We start from the raw sequence: 15,937 nt of genomic DNA, 5'->3' as shown, positions 1-15,937 counted from the left end.
AGTCTCAGCAACAATGACTATCTGTTTACATTCTATGATTACCCAGAAAGTGTTAGGCATACGATTTATTCAACAAATCTGATTGAAGGAAACAATAAACAATTAAAACGAAGTTTCAAAAAGAAAGAACAATTTCCAACGGAAAAATCTGAAGAGAAATACCTTGTGATTCAATTCAATCGTTACAACGAGAAAAACATGAATCACGTACATAGAGGTTTTGGACAAACAACTAGAGAAGATTGGTTCAAGAGCTAATCTGCTTTACCAAGGATATACTTTTACACATAATTCTTGACGCTACCATGGGATTGAAGTAATTTCCAAACCATTGGGTACATTGGTGCTTAAAAGTAATAATGTTTTTGTGTCGGCTAACGCGAATTGGAATCAAGCGAGTATTACATTGCTTGATGGAAAGTCTGATGGTTTAGATAGTGCACTAAGTGCTATTGTGATGACTCATTTATCGACTCGTAATGGATTGCTGATGCATGCCTCTTTTGTGGATTATCAGGGAAAGGGTATTCTTTTTATCGGACCATCAGGTATTGGCAAAACGACACAGGCAGAGCTATGGGCTAAATACAAGAATGCAACGATTGTTAATGGGGATATGGCGTTAGTGCATTATGAGAATTCTAAATATTATGGATATGGATGTCCATGGCATGGATCAAGTGTATATTGCGAAAATCGTAAAGCTGAACTTTATGGAATTATAGTTTTAGAACAGGCATTAGAAAATCATATTGAAAGATTAACAGGTATTACTATGGTTGATCGTGTAATGCGAAATGTTTTTTTGCCGAAATGGTATGAAGAGGGTGTAAATGCAGCACTGTGTACTGTAGATGGATTACTGTCTACAGTACCGGTATATTTATTAAAATGTCGAATTGAGAAACAAGCCGTAGAGCTTGTGGAAAGGGTCTTATTTAAGAAGAATGTTTAAAGTATTGAAACATTACTATTCACGAATCAAAGAAGGACGTTTAGAAGAATTCATTTCTCAATGGCTTTGGATGGGAAGTTATATAAAACGCTATTGGTTTTTAATCGCAATTTATACTTTTTTAGGCGCATCGGGATCGGCTTTGGGACTGGGAACCTCCATGGTTTCCAGAAATCTGATTGATGCGGTTACGGGTCAGAATTCGGATAATATTGTAAGCGTTGCATGTCTTTATGTGGGTGTTGGTGTTTCAATGCTTTTTATTAATGCTTTTAAGACTAGGCTTTCGTTAAAAATATCATTAAAAGTAAATAATGAGATTCGATCGGATATATTTTCTCAGATTTTATCCACAGATTGGGAGTCACTTTCAAAATATCGTACAGGAGATTTAATGTATCGAATCAATGGGGATACCATGAGTGTTTCCAATGCGGTATTAACATATATTCCTAACATTGTTTCCGTGTTTATTACTTTTGGAGGCGCTTTTGTCGTAATGTTACAAAATGATGCCATCATGGCTTTCATTGCTTTGGCCGGGGCACCCATTTCTTTTATAAGTACACGCTTTTCTATGCGGAAAATGCGAGAGTATCAAAGAAAACAATTAGAACTGCAGAGTAATAAAACAACGTTTAATCAGGAAACATTACAAAATATGCAGATGATCAAAGCTTTTGGCTTAGTGGATTACTTTATTTCTGAATATAAAGCTGTGCAGGAGCAGTCTGTTGAATTTGCCATGACGCAAAATAAATTTCAGTCGCGCATGACTGTTTTTACAGGCTTTGTGGGACAGTTGATTGGCTATGCATGTTATGGCTATGCCGTATATCGTTTATGGCAAGGATCTGTTTCCTATGGAACGATGACCTTATTTGTATCGATGTCTTCTTCTTTAAGAGGCTCATTTTCTTCGGTATTAAATTTATTGCCGACTGCCATGCGAGCCAGTCTTAGTGCCGGTCGAATCATGGAAATCACCTCTTTACCAAGAGAGTCCATTGAAGATGAAGAAAAAGGAAAAACGATGTTAAAAGAAGCTGTAAAGACGGGGATCACAGTGGAGTTACAAGATGTAAGTTTTGCATATGGGAAAAATCCTCCCGTGTTTACAAAAGCCAATCTAAGGGCTGGTTCAGGAGAAATTGTAGGTTTAATCGGTCCCTCGGGGGAAGGAAAAACGACAACGTTAAGGATTTTATTAGGATTGTATCACTGTGCTGCAGGACGTGCTATAGTATCCAATCCTACTGTAGGCTCTATGTCATTATCTTCTGGTACGCGTTGTTTATTTAGTTACATTCCACAAGGCAATACATTATTTTCCGGTACGATAGCTGAAAATATGCGGATGTTAAAGCCGGATGCGACAAAAGAGGAAATCATTGAGGTTTTAAAAGTGGCGGATGCATATCGTTTTATTGAATCTTTGGATAAAGGAATCGATACCGATGTTTTTGAAGGTGGCAATCGTTTTTCAGAAGGACAGAAGCAGCGCTTATCAATAGCTCGTGCTCTATTACATAATGCACCAATCTTATTATTAGATGAAGCAACAAGTGCATTAGATATGGCTACCGAAAAGAGGGTATTAAAAAATATTTTATCATATCGTCCACTGCAAACGATTATTGTGACAGCACATAGACCTAGTGTGCTATCGATGTGTGATCGTGTTTATAAGATTCAATCTGGTCATATAGAGGAAGTCAATGAAGAACAGATTCAAACATTCTTAGAGGAAGGATAGGTGGGGCAAATTGAAATTTGTAAAAGGTTTTATCTTAATTTTTTCAATTGTATCTATACTTGTTTTTACAGCTTCTGTCGTAAAACAATTCTTTAGTTATGATGCCAGTAAACCTGTCATTGTCAGTGATGTAGAAGAAATTGAAATTCCTTGTGATTATACAAGAGAGCAGATCATGCAGGGACTACATGCAAGTGATGATCAAGATGGAGATCTCACAGATCAAATCGTTGTAGGAAGCATATCGCGTTTTATAGAAAAGGGTTTATGTGATGTGACGTATACTGTTTTTGATTCCTCCAATCAATCGGCATCTTTAACGCGAAGAATACGATTTACCGATTATCAGTCTCCTGTTTTTCAATTAAGCGCACCTTTAGTATTTGAGGAAGGAGCGATGTCTTCTATGTCTATTCTCGATTTGTTTACAGCTTATGATGTACTAGATCAAGATATTACAGACAATATCATGCAAGTGGATAGTGATGTCAATTATTCATCGCAAGGCCGATATGAAATTACATTGGAAGTTAATAACACAAAAGGAGATACAGCAACTTTATCCCTTCCGGTTTATATTTTGCCAGAAGATAGTGTTAATTGTTCTATTACACTATCAGACTATCTTGTGTATCTAAACGTTGGAGATGGATTTGATCCAAGTGGGTACATACAAAGTGCTATGGATGATGATGGAAACAATCTAGATGTATCGCAACTACAAATCACATCGAATGTAGATACGAGTAAAGCCGGTACCTATGAAGTATGTTTTGATCCAACACCGCTTGGTTATAGTGGCGTTGTATATATGACAGTGGTTGTGAGGTAGTTATGAATCGAAGTGAAATAGATTTACAAAATGTCAATGTTTACGGTATTGGTAAAGAGTTAGAGAAATATTGGAAATGGATCCTTGTTTTTACGATTTCTGTGTGGCTTTTCTTAACGGGATTTGGTCAGTTGTTGTATACGCCAGAATATACAGTCTCTACAACTTTAGTTGTGACAGATAAGGAAAGTGGAAACACCTATGCTTCTTTATCTATGGCAAGTTCTATGGCTGAGGTAATGTCGGAAATCTTTCAAAGTGATGTGATGCGCTCTTTAGTAGAAAGTGACACGCAACAAGTCATGGATGGCAGCGTTGTTTGTTCGCAAATTCAAGAAACCAATTTAATTGTATTGGATATTATTTCTCAAGATCCTTCCAGTGCTTATACGTTTATGAATTCGGCTTTATCGCATTATAGTGAAGTCTCAGCTCATATTTTTGCCAATGCTTCTTTACAAGTGCTGCAGGAGCCATCGATCCCAACAGCGCCTTCCAACAAACCGCTTTTATCGGAGCATAAAAACATTTTGACATTAGCGGCCGGAGCCGGTATGTGCGTGTTGATTGCACTGGTCTATATTTTAAGATATACCGTAAAAACTTCAACAACAGCTAAGAATGTCTTAGACGGAAAGATTCTTGGTGTTATTCCTTTTGAAAAGCTAAATAAAAAACAAGGAAAAAGAGCTTTATTGTTGAATCTTCCTATTGTGAGTATGGCTTATTCTGAAGCTTATCGTAAGTTAGTCAGTCGAATCGATCATTTGGCAAGACAAAAAGAAAAGAAAGTCTTGTTGGTCACCAGTGTGTCTGAAAATGAAGGGAAATCGACTTGTGCTGCCAATATGGCACTGGGCTTACAGGAAAAGGGGAAAAAGGTTTTATTGGTGGATTGTGATTTTATAAAACCGGCACAATATAAAATCTTTGAAGAAAAAAACAGGAATCCGTGTTCAATTCAATACAATAAAAACACACATATTTGGGAATTGTTTCTTCAAAAGCCGTGGGATAAGAATCCTTCCAGGGCTTTAAAAATGATAAAAACCGTTGTCGAAGAATATCAATCCAAATTTGATTATATTTTGATTGATAGTTCTCCGATAAAAGCATCCAGTGATGCTGAGGCCTTGATGGATATTGCGGATCTGACGCTACTTGTTGTACGACAAGATTGGACAGATATACGAGTAATCAATGATACAGTGGATTTGATCTGGCAAAGCAATTCGGAGTTTTTAGGATTTGTTTTAAATTCGTTCTATGAAAATGCGTTACAAAGTGGGGCTTATGGATATTCTCACTATGCTAATTCGGAAAGAGGGTGAGTCAATGAATACAGAAAGAATACAAACGGAAGATAACGACGAAATTGATTTATTGTTGTTGGCCTCTGATTTTCTGAAAACCGTACGCACGTATTGGAAACTTGTGCTATTTCTTCTGTGCATTATTTTTGTAGGTTATACAGGTTATACTTACTTGACGTATTCACCCCTATATCAGAGTGAAGCTACGTTCACTGTTGAGACAAGTGTATCCGAGAACGGAAGTTATGGGTTCTATTATTCTTCAGATACAGCCGATCAACTTTCAAAAACATTTCCATACATTTTAGAAAGTAATTATTTTAAAAGTGTATTACTACAAAATTTGGATACACAAACTCTCAATGGAACATTAAGTGCAGAAACGGTGAGTGACTCCAATATGGTGACTATGCGTGTAGAAAGCTCAAATGCAGAAGATGCCTTCAATATTTTAAATACAGCACTTTCCATTTATCCACAAACCGCTCGATTTGTATTAGGAGAAACGCAATTTCATATTATCAATGAGCCAATTTTAGCTACATCGCCTTATAATCAACCTTCAATTTTAAAAACAGTAGGTATGGGCTTGTTGATCGGTATAGCGGTACCTTTTGTGGTAGTAGGGTTAATCGCATTCTTTAAAAAGAGTGCAAGAACATTAGAACAAATGAACAAAATTACCAATCTAAAATGTATTGCGATGCTGCCTAAAGTGACATTTAAGGCAAGGCGGAAGAAAATGATGACAACGATTTCTATTATGGATCGAAAGGTTTCTTTTGACTATAAAGAAAATATTCGTTCTATGCGTATTCGTTTAGAAAGATTATTAGAAAAAGAAAATGGCAAAGTAGTAATGATTTCTTCTACCATATCTTCGGAAGGAAAATCGACCATTTCTGTGAATTTGGCAGAATCTCTTGTTTCCACAGGAAAGAAGGTTGTTTTAATTGATGGAGATGTTAGAAAACCTTCTTTGGCAAAGATGTTAAATGTATCTGATTCATTAGGATTACATGAACTGGTACAAAACAAAGAGAACCTTTTGAATAAAATCACGTTTCTTTCAGATCAGTTTGCGTTTATAGGCAATCATACAGCAATAAAAAATCCAATTGAAGTTTTAACAGATACAAATCTTGAAAATTTCATGGAAGAACTTAAGAAATATTTTGATGTCATTATTATGGATACAGCTCCGGCAGGAATTTTTCAAGATGCTTATGAATTTCAGCATATAACAGACTTTATCTTGTTTGTAGTGAAATATGATGAGGTACCTCTACAAAAGATTCAAGAAACACTGACCGGCTTTCATCAAGATCATCGCCATATGGCCTATGTGTTTAATGAATATACACAGACTTTAAATGATTATGGGTATGGAAAATACCGATATGGTTACTATAAATATCCAAAGGAAAGTGTATCATGATTGATATTCATTCTCATATTCTTCCCGGTGTAGATGATGGAGCCTCCAGTTTAGAAGAAGCGATAGAAATGGTGATGATGTCACAGGAGAGTGGTGTAAGAAAATTAGTTTTAACACCTCACAGTAATCAAAGTCAAAGATTTAAAAATTATTATCCAGATATAAAAGAGAAGTTTGATGCGTTTGTGAAAATCGTTCATTCTTTACATATCGATATCGAATTGGTTTTGGGAATGGAAATTTTTGGAAGTGAGAATATCTGTGATCACATTAAAGAAGGGAAATTGATCGGATTAAACCAAACAAACTATTTTCTGATTGAGTTTCCATTTCATGTAACTTCCACCTATATAACTCAGTGTGTCAAACAAGTACGAAAACTTGATATCGTGCCTATTATCGCCCATCCGGAACGATATGATTGTGTCATCAACAATCCAGGATGTGTCATAGATTGGATACGTAGTGAATGTAAGTTGCAAGTAAATAAAGGAAGTCTACTTGGATCGTTTGGCAATCGAATCAGAAAAGCGGCCCATGTTCTATTAGAGAATCGATGGATTGATTATGTGGCAAGTGATGCCCATGGTATTGAATATAGAACGCCATCCTTAGAAGCCATCAAAGATTATTTGGAAATCTACTACGGCATAGATTATGCAGAAGATGTACTCTATAAAAATGCCTCTATGATTTTTCAATAAAGTTTATTTTAGATTCAAATTTTTATATAGTTCTCATACTCGATGTAAAGTCGAGTTTTTTTATGTGGCAAACAGTGTGGTTATAAATATGTTGGTAAAAATGGTTTAAAAGTTTGGCTTAACTTGCAATTTATTGACTTTAGCTCTTTTATGCAAATCTTTCCGGTATGCAGGTGAAAATATCCAGTGTTGTTAACTGACGAATATAAAAGTAACATTTTGTTTTCTTGAGTTTTCGCTTGATATAAATCAGTGTTTCCATCGAATCCATGTCTCTGCATTCTCTTTGCATGGTAAACAATGCCGCATATCGGTTGATATATTTGGAGGCCACTCCCTTATATCTCTTATACTGTACTTCAATCTTCTGATGGAAACTGTTCACATTGTTGAGATGATTGACCCTGTCATAATCATCCTTTGTCTTCACGATTTTATGATCGCATTGTTTTTCTTCAATCAGCTCATTATAACTGCTTAATCCATCCGTCCAGATAAAAGAATGATTTTGAATGTGATCCTTCATTTTCAATATATCTTGACTGGAAGGTTTGGCCAGATTCAAAGCGTTCAGGATGGACTTTCCCAAACGTTCCACACCGCTCAGAAGACAAACCTGTTCATCGGACAGACCTCGTTTGGAGGCCGGTTCTCCTCTTTTCTTGCCGGGAACGGAAGAAATCTTTGTTCCCTTATGGGAAAAAGGTACATATTTTTCATCGAATTCAATCGCATCTTTCAGTACATAGGGGATACACCGTTTGTTCTAAAGAATGGAGATACTTATGACGCATGCGGAAGGCTGTGGTTTCATGAACATTGATTTTTACAGCCGTTTCCTTCATGGAATTTCCATTCGGAGTTTCCAGAATCAGATCATCCCATTTGGCCTGACTCTGATGAGAATAATAGGTTAACTCGCCATGGTCAATAACAAAACGCTTTCCACATTCATGACAGCGAAGCATTTGCTTACCGGCAGCGGTGAAACCGGCCTTGGTCAGCCGAGGATGAACAGCGCCACATTTCGGACAAATTTCAAAAGAGCATTCCTCACTTTCCTTATTCGAAAGAATAAAATCATTGACTTGACGAGTAATTTTTTCCACTTGGAAAGGATACAGTTCTGCCCGGATGGAAGAAGTTAAAATTTGATTTGTTTGTAACATGATGTGTACCTCATTTCTTTTTACACTTTCATGTTACAAACAAAACTGACATTATTTATGTCACATCAACAAATTGCAGGTTAAGCCAAAATCTTTGTAAAAAGAGGGTTTTGGATCATTAGAATATTTGACAAATCGATACGGGGGGGGGTAAAATGGACAACGAACAGATAAAGAATCGTTCTGTTCGGGCTAAGTGGATGAATGTCTTTTCGGATTATGGGATTTTTTCCCACAATCCAGAGGATAGATTCACCCCTTTTTGATTTTTATCTTTCGTAGTCCATTTGTCTTGGAAGGGAGGCCGGATATGGATCAAGTTAGAACTCCTTTCCCATATTCTCTTTTTCAGGGCAGGTGTTTGTTCAAAGACAAAACAAGCAGTAAGGATTGTAACACACCCTCTAAAAAACCTAATGATTTGTACAAAAAACCTGAAAAAATTAAACTGGTATGTTTTGTTTGTGCTGACACCGTATGAAGACAGCCTCTGTTCTTATCTGAATCAAAGATATGGAGCAGATGCTTTTAGTGTAAAGATGGAAAACTATCGAAAAGATAAAAAGTGTATCGAGATTAAATCAGCCTTTCCCGGTTATGTGTTTGTGTGTAGCCCCCTACCGCAGGATGCATTCAACGACTGGCTGTTTTCTCTGGAATTCAAAAAGGGATTGATCAAGCAGCTGTGTTACAAGGAAACAACTGCGCTTCGTGCGGAGGAGATACGTGTCTTTGAACAGTTTCTGGACAAAGACCATCTCTTTCGCATGTCGTATGGTCATTTAGAGAATCATCGTCTGGTGATCGATCAAGGTCCTTTAAAGGGATTTGAAGATTACATCACCAAGTACGATAAACGAAATCGACTGGCTGTCCTGGATCTTTTTTTTCTGGATCAGAAATGGACAGCGGGAGTCACACTGATAGAAAAGGATGAATGATGGATCTGTAGCTGGTTTACCGCATGGATCATTCATTTTGGTTATGGTTGACCTTGCCTGATCATAAGATCGGGAGGGGAAACTATAACCTTTTTTTTTGTGAAGGAAAGGGAAAGAGATACATGACGTCAATTGGATGGCTAAACCTGTTAGCCAATCTGGCCGGTGCTGCAGGAATGATTTATCTTCTGCCGCTGGGCATTGATTATGAATTACGGATTCTATTGTTTTACGGAATCGTACAACTGATGGTAGGAAGATACCGAAACAATGTACTGCTCATATGGGATGAGATTCGGTTGATTATCATCAGTCACTGTTGGTTCTTTGTCGGTGTGCTTCTGTTTTTTAAGATTCGTTCTTTTTCCATTGTATTGTGTCTGATTGTTCTAACCATATCAACCGCTTTGATCAGTACTGTTTTTGCTCGGTATTCGAGAATCTGGTTTCGCAATACCTTTAAGAAGAATGTGTTAGTCATTGGTATCGGCCATACGGCAGAAAAACTCTGGAATGTCTGTCGAGGCAATCGATTCAGTCTGATGGATGTTCGAGGCTTTATCTCCTGTAACGATACCAAACGACTGCCAACGATCTACCAGCAGGAAGAAGTAGTCAAAGAACATGTCTATTCCTTTGACAACATTGAAGAAGTCATTCAGAAGGAAAACATCCAGTCTGTGATTATCGCCATACCACAGATCCAGAAACGAGATCTCAAGATGATTGTGGATACGATACGAGACAAAGTTAAAGAGATCAAAGTCTTACCAAGCTTTGAAAACTTGGTAACTTTCGATTCCAGAGTAGATGATTTTGACGGTTTGTTGATGGTTTCAACCGCACAGACAGAAATCAATGTATGGGTACGCATAGGAAAACGGATTATGGATATCTGTGGAGGAATTGTCGGATGTTTAATCTTACTTCCACTTTATTTCTATGTACGAAGAAAGAATCATCAGTCCGGTGATCAGGATCCGGTCTTTTTTAAACAGAAGCGCATTGGAAAAAACGGCAAAGAATTTACCATCTATAAATTCAGGACCATGGTTCCCAATGCGGAACAAATTCTGGATGAACTGATGGAAAAAGATCCGGCCATCAAAGAAGAATACACCAAGAACAAGAAATTGAAAAACGATCCAAGAATCACAAAAGCAGGCAACTTTTTAAGAAAGACAAGTCTGGATGAGTTTCCACAGTTTATCAATGTATTAAAAGGCGATATGTCATTAATAGGCCCAAGACCTTACTTACCAAGAGAGAAAGAAGATATGGGCATCTATTATGACATCATCATCAAGATGAAGCCGGGACTGACCGGTATGTGGCAGACACATGGAAGAAGCGATGTGGATTTTGAGGATCGATTAGCCCTGGATGAATACTACTATAGAAACTATAACCTGTGGTTAGATGTGACACTGCTTGTAAAAACCGCAAGAACAATGTTGTCAGGGGTTAACTCTGGGGCTGTGTAAAGATAAGGAGTACGCAGATTGTGAAGAAGAAATTGAAAGTTGCGATGATTGGTGATGGAGATATAATAGGGACAACCAAGAAAAACCACGTAGAATCAGGGCTTTTGGCGGCTTGACCCAGCTCTCAAATCCAGATTTTTATGCAGAGAGGGTTAGAAGACGCCAAAAAGCTAAGATAGTGGATGGCTTCTTGACGGCTCTATTCGACCCAATCTTAAAGAGCATGAAAATTTGAATAGGAGGTTTGGAGCAAGCCTGTGCCTGGTACGAGAGTGCCGGGGATGGGTTTGTTGTCGTGCTTATCTTTGGCGCTGATGAAATCCGTTTTAGCATAGACCGGGTTTCATGAGCAGTAAAGAAAAAACTCATTTGGGAATGAAATTTCGGGAGAGAGAACATGGTAGGAAGTGGGGCAAGGATGGGCAATAATACGAAGAAGCTGAGATCGTGCATGTTCGGACATAAACGAATCCCGTCTCGAGAAGGTGGCATTGAAGTTGTGGTCGAAGAACTCAGCACTCGAATGGTGAAGCTAGGCCATCAGGTGACTTGTTATAACCGTGGCGGTCATCATGTGAGCGGGAAAGAGTTTGACGGTGAAAGACTGCACGAGTACAAGGGAGTAAAACTCAAAACGGTCCCGACCATCAACAGGAAAGGACTTACAGCGGTATCATCCAGTTTCTTTGCTGCGTTGGCGTCTGCCTTTGGCAGATACGATGTCGTACACATTCATGCGGAAGGCCCAGCAGCCATGTGCTGGATTCCAAAGCTATTTGGAAAGCGGGTTGTTGTGACAATTCACGGGGAGTGTGAAATAATATGGACAACCAGAGAAAAGCCTGATTTCATGCGGGTTTGCGCGGCTTGACCTTTTCACCTCAACTTGTTTCTGCTTGTCATGGTGCGTTATGGCTAGCGTGTTTTCAGGGGTTAATGGCTTCTGGTTGCGCTCTATACTTAACCCACCACAGCGAAAGCTGATAGAGCAGAAAACAAAATAAGGAGGTACGAGGACAAGCCTGCGTATAGATTGCTGCGGCAATCTGTATACAGGCTTGTTGTTGTGCTGTGAAGTAAGTTGAGGAGTAAAAGAATACGGTAGCAAGAAACAAATTTTGTCGAGGTGTGACAAACACATGGGATTATTAAAAGGGAAATATCTTCCTTCGGGATGTGTTCATAAGGGAGATAAGGAGGAAAAGCTATGAAAGGCATTATTTTAGCAGGAGGATCAGGTACTCGCCTGTATTCGTTAACGAAGGTTATGAGGTCATGAAGAAGAACCAGTATGGACAGTATCTGAAAGATGTCATGGACGGCAAGTATCAGGAGCATCTGTATTAATAAAAGAAGAACCAAAAGATAAGTGTAGAGGAGAATAGATCATGAATATTATTGTTACCGGCGGTGCGGGTTTTATTGGTAGTAACTTTGTGTTCCACATGCTGAAGAAGTATCCGGATTATCGAATCATCTGTCTGGACAAGCTGACCTATGCAGGCAATCTGTCCACACTGGCCCCTGTTATGGATAACCCGAATTTTCGCTTCGTGAAGGCTGATATCTGTGACCGCGAAGCAGTGAATAAACTGTTTGAAGAAGAACATCCGGACATCGTGGTCAATTTTGCGGCAGAATCTCATGTTGACCGTTCTATCGAAGATCCCGGCATCTTCCTTCAGACTAACATCATCGGTACCAGTGTGCTGATGGATGCTTGCCGCAAGTACGGCATTCAGCGTTACCATCAGGTTTCTACTGATGAAGTTTACGGTGACCTGCCGCTGGATCGTCCTGATCTGTTCTTCACCGAGGAAACTCCGATTCACACCAGCTCTCCGTACAGTAGCTCCAAGGCTGCCGCTGACCTGCTGGTTCTGGCTTACCACCGTACCTACGGCCTGCCTGTGACCATTTCCCGTTGCTCCAACAACTATGGTCCGTATCACTTCCCGGAGAAGCTGATTCCGCTGATGATTGCTAATGCACTGGCAGATAAGCCGCTGCCTGTTTACGGCGAGGGTCTGAACGTCCGTGACTGGCTGTATGTGGAAGATCACTGCAAGGCCATTGATCTGATTATTCACAAGGGTCGTGTGGGCGAAGTTTACAATGTCGGCGGTCACAACGAGAAGCAGAACATTGAAATCGTGAAGATTATCTGCAAGGAACTGGGCAAGCCGGAGAGCCTGATCACTCACGTTGGCGATCGTAAGGGCCATGATATGCGTTATGCTATTGATCCGACCAAGATCCACAACGAGCTGGGCTGGCTGCCGGAGACCAAGTTCGAGGACGGCATTAAGAAGACTATTCAGTGGTATCTCGATAACCGTGAGTGGTGGGAGACCATTATCAGCGGTGAGTATCAGAACTACTACGAGAAAATGTACAGCAACCGCTAACAGGAGGAAGGACTATGAAGTTTTTTGTAACAGGCGTTGGCGGTCAGTTGGGTCATGATGTGATGAATGAACTGCTGAAGCGCGGTCATGAAGGTGTTGGTTCTGATATTCAGGAAAACTACAGCGGCGTGGCAGATGGTTCTGCGGTAACAAAAGCACCGTATGTAGCTCTGGATATTACGGATAAAGATGCTGTCGAGAAAGTAATTACAGAAGTAAACCCGGATGCTGTGATCCACTGTGCAGCATGGACTGCTGTGGATATGGCAGAGGACGACGATAAAGTGGCGAAAGTCCGTGCCATCAATGCAGGTGGTACTCAGAGCATTGCAGATGTCTGCAAGAAACTGGACTGCAAAATGACCTACATCAGCACGGATTATGTGTTCGATGGTCAAGGCACTGAGCCTTGGAAGCCGGACTGCAAGGATTATAAGCCTTTGAATGTATACGGTCAGACAAAGCTGGAAGGTGAGTTGGCAGTCAGCCAGACACTGGGGAAGTATTTCATTGTCCGTATTGCTTGGGTGTTTGGTCTGAATGGTAAGAATTTTATCAAGACTATGCTGAATGTCGGCAAGACACATGACACTGTCCGTGTGGTCAATGACCAGATCGGCACACCGACCTATACATATGATTTGGCTAGACTGCTCGTCGACATGAATGAAACTGAAAAGTACGGCTATTACCATGCAACCAATGAGGGCGGCTACATCAGCTGGTACGATTTCACGAAAGAAATCTATCGTCAGGCTGGATATAAGACGGAAGTCCTGCCGGTGACCACGGCAGAGTACGGTCTGAGCAAGGCCTCTCGTCCGTTCAACAGCCGTCTGGATAAGAGCAAGCTGGTGGAAGCTGGCTTTACTCCGCTTCCGACCTGGCAGGATGCACTGAGCCGTTATCTGAAAGAAATCGAGCAGTAAGAGGAGATAGAAGAAATGGGACAGATTAAAGTTGAGAAAAATGTAGGCGGCATCGAGGGGCTTTGTGTCATTGAGCCTGCTATTCATGGTGACGCTCGTGGCTATTTCATGGAAACCTACAATGAGAAAGATATGAAGGAAGCTGGCATTGACATCCACTTCGTGCAGGATAACCAGTCGATGTCCACAAAGGGTGTGCTGCGCGGCCTGCATTTCCAGAAGCAGTATCCGCAGTGCAAGTTGGTACGCGCTGTGCGTGGTACTGTGTTCGATGTTGCTGTTGACCTCAGAAGTAATTCTGAGACATATGGCAAATGGTATGGGGTGACCCTGTCTGCTGAGAACAAGAAGCAGTTCCTCATCCCGGAAGGCTTTGCACATGGCTTCCTGGTTCTGAGTGATGAAGCAGAGTTTTGCTACAAAGTCAATGACTTCTGGCATCCTAATGATGAAGGTGGCATGGCTTGGAACGACCCGGAGATCGGCATTGAATGGCCGGAGTTGAAGGGCGAATACAAGGGTAGTGCAAGCGCAGAGGGATACACGCTGGAAGATGGTACGGCACTGAATTTGAGTGATAAGGACCAGAAGTGGCTTGGGCTGAAGGATACTTTTAAATTTTAAGAACACAGGGGTAGGAAAAATGCAGCGGGGAAACGAAGTACAACACGTATTTCTGGTAGGAGCTAAGAGCTTAGGTGCATATGGCGGATACGAGACTTTTGTTTATAAGCTCACAGAGTACCACCAGAACAAGAAGAATATTAAATATCATGTGGCGTGTAAGGCCAACGGTGACGGCTGCATGGACGAAACAAAAGTGGATGGTGTGACCAGAATCAATGATCATGAGTTTGAATTTCACAATGCACATTGTTTCAAGATAGATATTCCTCAGATTGGTCCTGCACAGGCAATTTATTATGATGTTGCAGCATTGAAGGCCTGCTGCAAGTACATAAAGGAACATCGGATTAAGCATCCAATCGTTTATATCATGGCTTGCCGTATCGGACCCTTTGCTGGTCATTTCTATAAAGAAATCCATAAATTGGGCGGTATTGTATATCTGAATCCGGACGGACACGAGTGGATGAGAGCAAAATGGTCCGTACCGATTCGAAAATATTGGAAAGTTTCTGAGCAAATGATGGTTAAATATTGTGATCTTGCTATCTGTGACTCTGTGAACATCGAAAAGTATATTCATGAATGCTATGACGGTAAGGGTATTAAGAAAAAAATCCGAAGACAACATTTATTGCGTATGGTGCAGATTTGACCCTTAGCAAGCTGGCTAATGATGACGAGAAGTTGTTGAACTGGTATAGGGAAAAAGGGGTTACGAAAAAGGACTATTACCTTGTCGTAGGTCGCTTTGTGCCAGAAAACTCTTTTGAAGTTATGATTCGGGAGTTTATGAAGAGCAAGAGTGAAAAAGATTTTGCTCTGATCACGAATGTCAATGATAAGTTCCTGAATGAATTGGAAGAAAAACTCCACTTCAAGAGCGATAAACGAATTAAGTTTGTTGGAACTGTTTATAATCAGGAACTCCTGAAAAAAATCCGCGAGAATGCCTATGCATATTTCCACGGTCATACCGTTGGGGGAACAAATCCTTCCTTAATTGAGGCACTTGGCAGTACAGATTTGAATCTTCTGGTCGATGTTGGTTTTAACAGAGAAGTCGCTGAAGATTGTGCTTTATATTGGAGTCGCGATGAGGGAAACCTTGCGAAGTTAATTGATAAAGCAGATCTGATGAATAAAGAAGAAATTGAAGAAATGGGACGCAAGGCCAAGAGACGTGTGGCTGAAGAGTACACATGGGATAAGATTTGTAAACAATACGAAAGCGTGTTTACGGAGGAAATTGTAAAATGACAGTACGAGAAGCAGATAAAAAACGCTGGGGGGGGGTACACAACCTGCCCACAATATCGCTTGCTAAAGTGGAAAAGACGATGCGAGAAATATAAAAATATCAAATTGCTTTACGGGTTCT

The 15,937-nt window shown here is 40.1% G+C and carries 18 protein-coding genes; 16 read left to right on the top strand and 2 right to left on the bottom strand.

What is annotated here, in order from left to right:
• The 7 genes from G413_RS0104365 to G413_RS0104335 all read left to right on the top strand — a co-directional run.
• On the top strand, positions 1–258 hold a 258-nt coding region (locus tag G413_RS0104365; protein ID WP_022789714.1), incomplete at its 5' end, for a transposase.
• A gap of 148 nt (positions 259–406) precedes the next feature.
• A complete protein-coding gene (locus tag G413_RS10955; protein ID WP_022789713.1) occupies positions 407–955 on the top strand; it encodes a hypothetical protein in 549 nt (182 codons plus the stop codon).
• Entirely contained in the window at positions 948–2,711 is a 1,764-nt protein-coding gene (locus G413_RS0104355; protein WP_022789712.1) for an ABC transporter ATP-binding protein, read from the top strand. The genes G413_RS10955 and G413_RS0104355 overlap by 8 nt, the downstream gene beginning before the upstream one ends.
• 10 nt (positions 2,712–2,721) lie before the next feature.
• Positions 2,722–3,543 carry a bacterial Ig-like domain-containing protein gene (locus G413_RS0104350; protein ID WP_022789711.1) on the top strand — a complete coding sequence of 274 codons (822 nt, stop codon included), beginning with the start codon at positions 2,722–2,724 and terminating at the stop codon, positions 3,541–3,543.
• A 2-nt stretch (positions 3,544–3,545) separates the two neighbouring features.
• Positions 3,546–4,874: a tyrosine-protein kinase domain-containing protein gene (locus G413_RS0104345; protein WP_022789710.1), complete on the top strand. Its 1,329-nt coding sequence runs from the start codon at positions 3,546–3,548 to the stop codon at positions 4,872–4,874.
• Between the two features lie 4 nt (positions 4,875–4,878).
• Entirely contained in the window at positions 4,879–6,294 is a 1,416-nt protein-coding gene (locus G413_RS0104340; protein ID WP_022789709.1) for a tyrosine-protein kinase domain-containing protein, read from the top strand.
• Complete coding sequence (locus G413_RS0104335; RefSeq protein WP_022789708.1) at positions 6,291–6,998, top strand: tyrosine-protein phosphatase; 708 nt, start codon at positions 6,291–6,293, stop codon at positions 6,996–6,998. The genes G413_RS0104340 and G413_RS0104335 overlap by 4 nt, the downstream gene beginning before the upstream one ends.
• Before the next feature lie 148 nt (positions 6,999–7,146).
• Here G413_RS0104335 and G413_RS0104330 read toward each other — a convergent pair whose 3' ends face one another.
• Together G413_RS0104330 and G413_RS0104325 are read right to left on the bottom strand one after the other, a co-directional pair.
• Entirely contained in the window at positions 7,147–7,728 is a 582-nt protein-coding gene (locus G413_RS0104330) for an IS1595 family transposase (protein ID WP_244910602.1), read from the bottom strand.
• Positions 7,724–8,167 carry an IS1/IS1595 family N-terminal zinc-binding domain-containing protein gene (locus tag G413_RS0104325; RefSeq protein ID WP_022789706.1) on the bottom strand — a complete coding sequence of 148 codons (444 nt, stop codon included), beginning with the start codon at positions 8,165–8,167 and terminating at the stop codon, positions 7,724–7,726. Before G413_RS0104325 ends, G413_RS0104330 begins: the two co-directional genes overlap by 5 nt.
• 416 nt (positions 8,168–8,583) lie before the next feature.
• Here G413_RS0104325 and G413_RS0104320 point away from each other — a divergent pair, with 416 nt between their 5' ends.
• The 9 genes from G413_RS0104320 (at position 8,584) to G413_RS12285 (ending at position 15,816) form a co-directional block, all read left to right on the top strand.
• A complete protein-coding gene (locus G413_RS0104320) occupies positions 8,584–9,108 on the top strand; it encodes a transcription termination/antitermination NusG family protein (RefSeq protein ID WP_022789705.1) in 525 nt (174 codons plus the stop codon).
• 122 nt (positions 9,109–9,230) lie between these two features.
• Positions 9,231–10,592: a sugar transferase gene (locus tag G413_RS10950; protein WP_162138395.1), complete on the top strand. Its 1,362-nt coding sequence runs from the start codon at positions 9,231–9,233 to the stop codon at positions 10,590–10,592.
• Positions 10,593–10,989: 397 nt separating this feature from the next.
• Positions 10,990–11,463 carry a glycosyltransferase family 4 protein gene (locus tag G413_RS0104305; RefSeq protein WP_022789702.1) on the top strand — a complete coding sequence of 158 codons (474 nt, stop codon included), beginning with the start codon at positions 10,990–10,992 and terminating at the stop codon, positions 11,461–11,463.
• Positions 11,464–11,799: 336 nt separating this feature from the next.
• On the top strand, positions 11,800–11,871 hold the full coding sequence (locus G413_RS12570) for a sugar phosphate nucleotidyltransferase (protein ID WP_115240872.1): 72 nt from the start codon (positions 11,800–11,802) through the stop codon (positions 11,869–11,871).
• A 109-nt stretch (positions 11,872–11,980) separates the two neighbouring features.
• Positions 11,981–13,000, top strand: a complete 1,020-nt coding sequence (gene rfbB, locus G413_RS0104300; protein ID WP_022789701.1) for a dTDP-glucose 4,6-dehydratase — start codon at positions 11,981–11,983, stop codon at positions 12,998–13,000.
• Between the two features lie 14 nt (positions 13,001–13,014).
• Positions 13,015–13,929, top strand: a complete 915-nt coding sequence (gene rfbD, locus G413_RS0104295; RefSeq protein ID WP_022789700.1) for a dTDP-4-dehydrorhamnose reductase — start codon at positions 13,015–13,017, stop codon at positions 13,927–13,929.
• Between the two features lie 15 nt (positions 13,930–13,944).
• Positions 13,945–14,553, top strand: a complete 609-nt coding sequence (gene rfbC / locus G413_RS0104290; RefSeq protein ID WP_022789699.1) for a dTDP-4-dehydrorhamnose 3,5-epimerase — start codon at positions 13,945–13,947, stop codon at positions 14,551–14,553.
• Between the two features lie 19 nt (positions 14,554–14,572).
• The gene (locus tag G413_RS12290) at positions 14,573–15,211 is read left to right on the top strand and encodes a DUF1972 domain-containing protein (RefSeq protein ID WP_211210455.1); all 639 of its coding nucleotides are present in this window, start codon (positions 14,573–14,575) and stop codon (positions 15,209–15,211) included.
• Positions 15,208–15,816: a glycosyltransferase family protein gene (locus tag G413_RS12285; protein ID WP_211210454.1), complete on the top strand. Its 609-nt coding sequence runs from the start codon at positions 15,208–15,210 to the stop codon at positions 15,814–15,816. The genes G413_RS12290 and G413_RS12285 overlap by 4 nt, the downstream gene beginning before the upstream one ends.
• Positions 15,817–15,937: the final 121 nt, after the last annotated feature.

Source organism: Faecalicoccus pleomorphus DSM 20574 (assembly GCF_000420345.1).
In the GTDB taxonomy this organism is placed as follows: Bacteria; Bacillota_I; Bacilli_A; order Erysipelotrichales; family Erysipelotrichaceae; genus Faecalicoccus; species Faecalicoccus pleomorphus.
Note: the sequence above shows the minus strand (reverse complement) of the source record. Positions and strands in the feature narration are given on the sequence as shown.

Excerpts from the sequence above, each read along its gene's own strand:
- G413_RS0104355 (WP_022789712.1), top strand. The coding sequence starts at position 948 with ATGTTTAAAGTATTGAAACATTACTATTCACGAATCAAAGAAGGACGT.
- G413_RS0104345 (WP_022789710.1), top strand. The coding sequence starts at position 3,546 with ATGAATCGAAGTGAAATAGATTTACAAAATGTCAATGTTTACGGTATT.
- G413_RS0104340 (WP_022789709.1), top strand. The coding sequence starts at position 4,879 with ATGAATACAGAAAGAATACAAACGGAAGATAACGACGAAATTGATTTA.
- G413_RS0104335 (WP_022789708.1), top strand. The coding sequence starts at position 6,291 with ATGATTGATATTCATTCTCATATTCTTCCCGGTGTAGATGATGGAGCC.
- G413_RS0104325 (WP_022789706.1), bottom strand. The coding sequence starts at position 8,167 with ATGTTACAAACAAATCAAATTTTAACTTCTTCCATCCGGGCAGAACTG.
- G413_RS0104320 (WP_022789705.1), top strand. The coding sequence starts at position 8,584 with ATGATTTGTACAAAAAACCTGAAAAAATTAAACTGGTATGTTTTGTTT.
- G413_RS10950 (WP_162138395.1), top strand. The coding sequence starts at position 9,231 with ATGACGTCAATTGGATGGCTAAACCTGTTAGCCAATCTGGCCGGTGCT.
- G413_RS0104305 (WP_022789702.1), top strand. The coding sequence starts at position 10,990 with ATGGTAGGAAGTGGGGCAAGGATGGGCAATAATACGAAGAAGCTGAGA.
- rfbB (WP_022789701.1), top strand. The coding sequence starts at position 11,981 with ATGAATATTATTGTTACCGGCGGTGCGGGTTTTATTGGTAGTAACTTT.
- rfbD (WP_022789700.1), top strand. The coding sequence starts at position 13,015 with ATGAAGTTTTTTGTAACAGGCGTTGGCGGTCAGTTGGGTCATGATGTG.
- rfbC (WP_022789699.1), top strand. The coding sequence starts at position 13,945 with ATGGGACAGATTAAAGTTGAGAAAAATGTAGGCGGCATCGAGGGGCTT.
- G413_RS12290 (WP_211210455.1), top strand. The coding sequence starts at position 14,573 with ATGCAGCGGGGAAACGAAGTACAACACGTATTTCTGGTAGGAGCTAAG.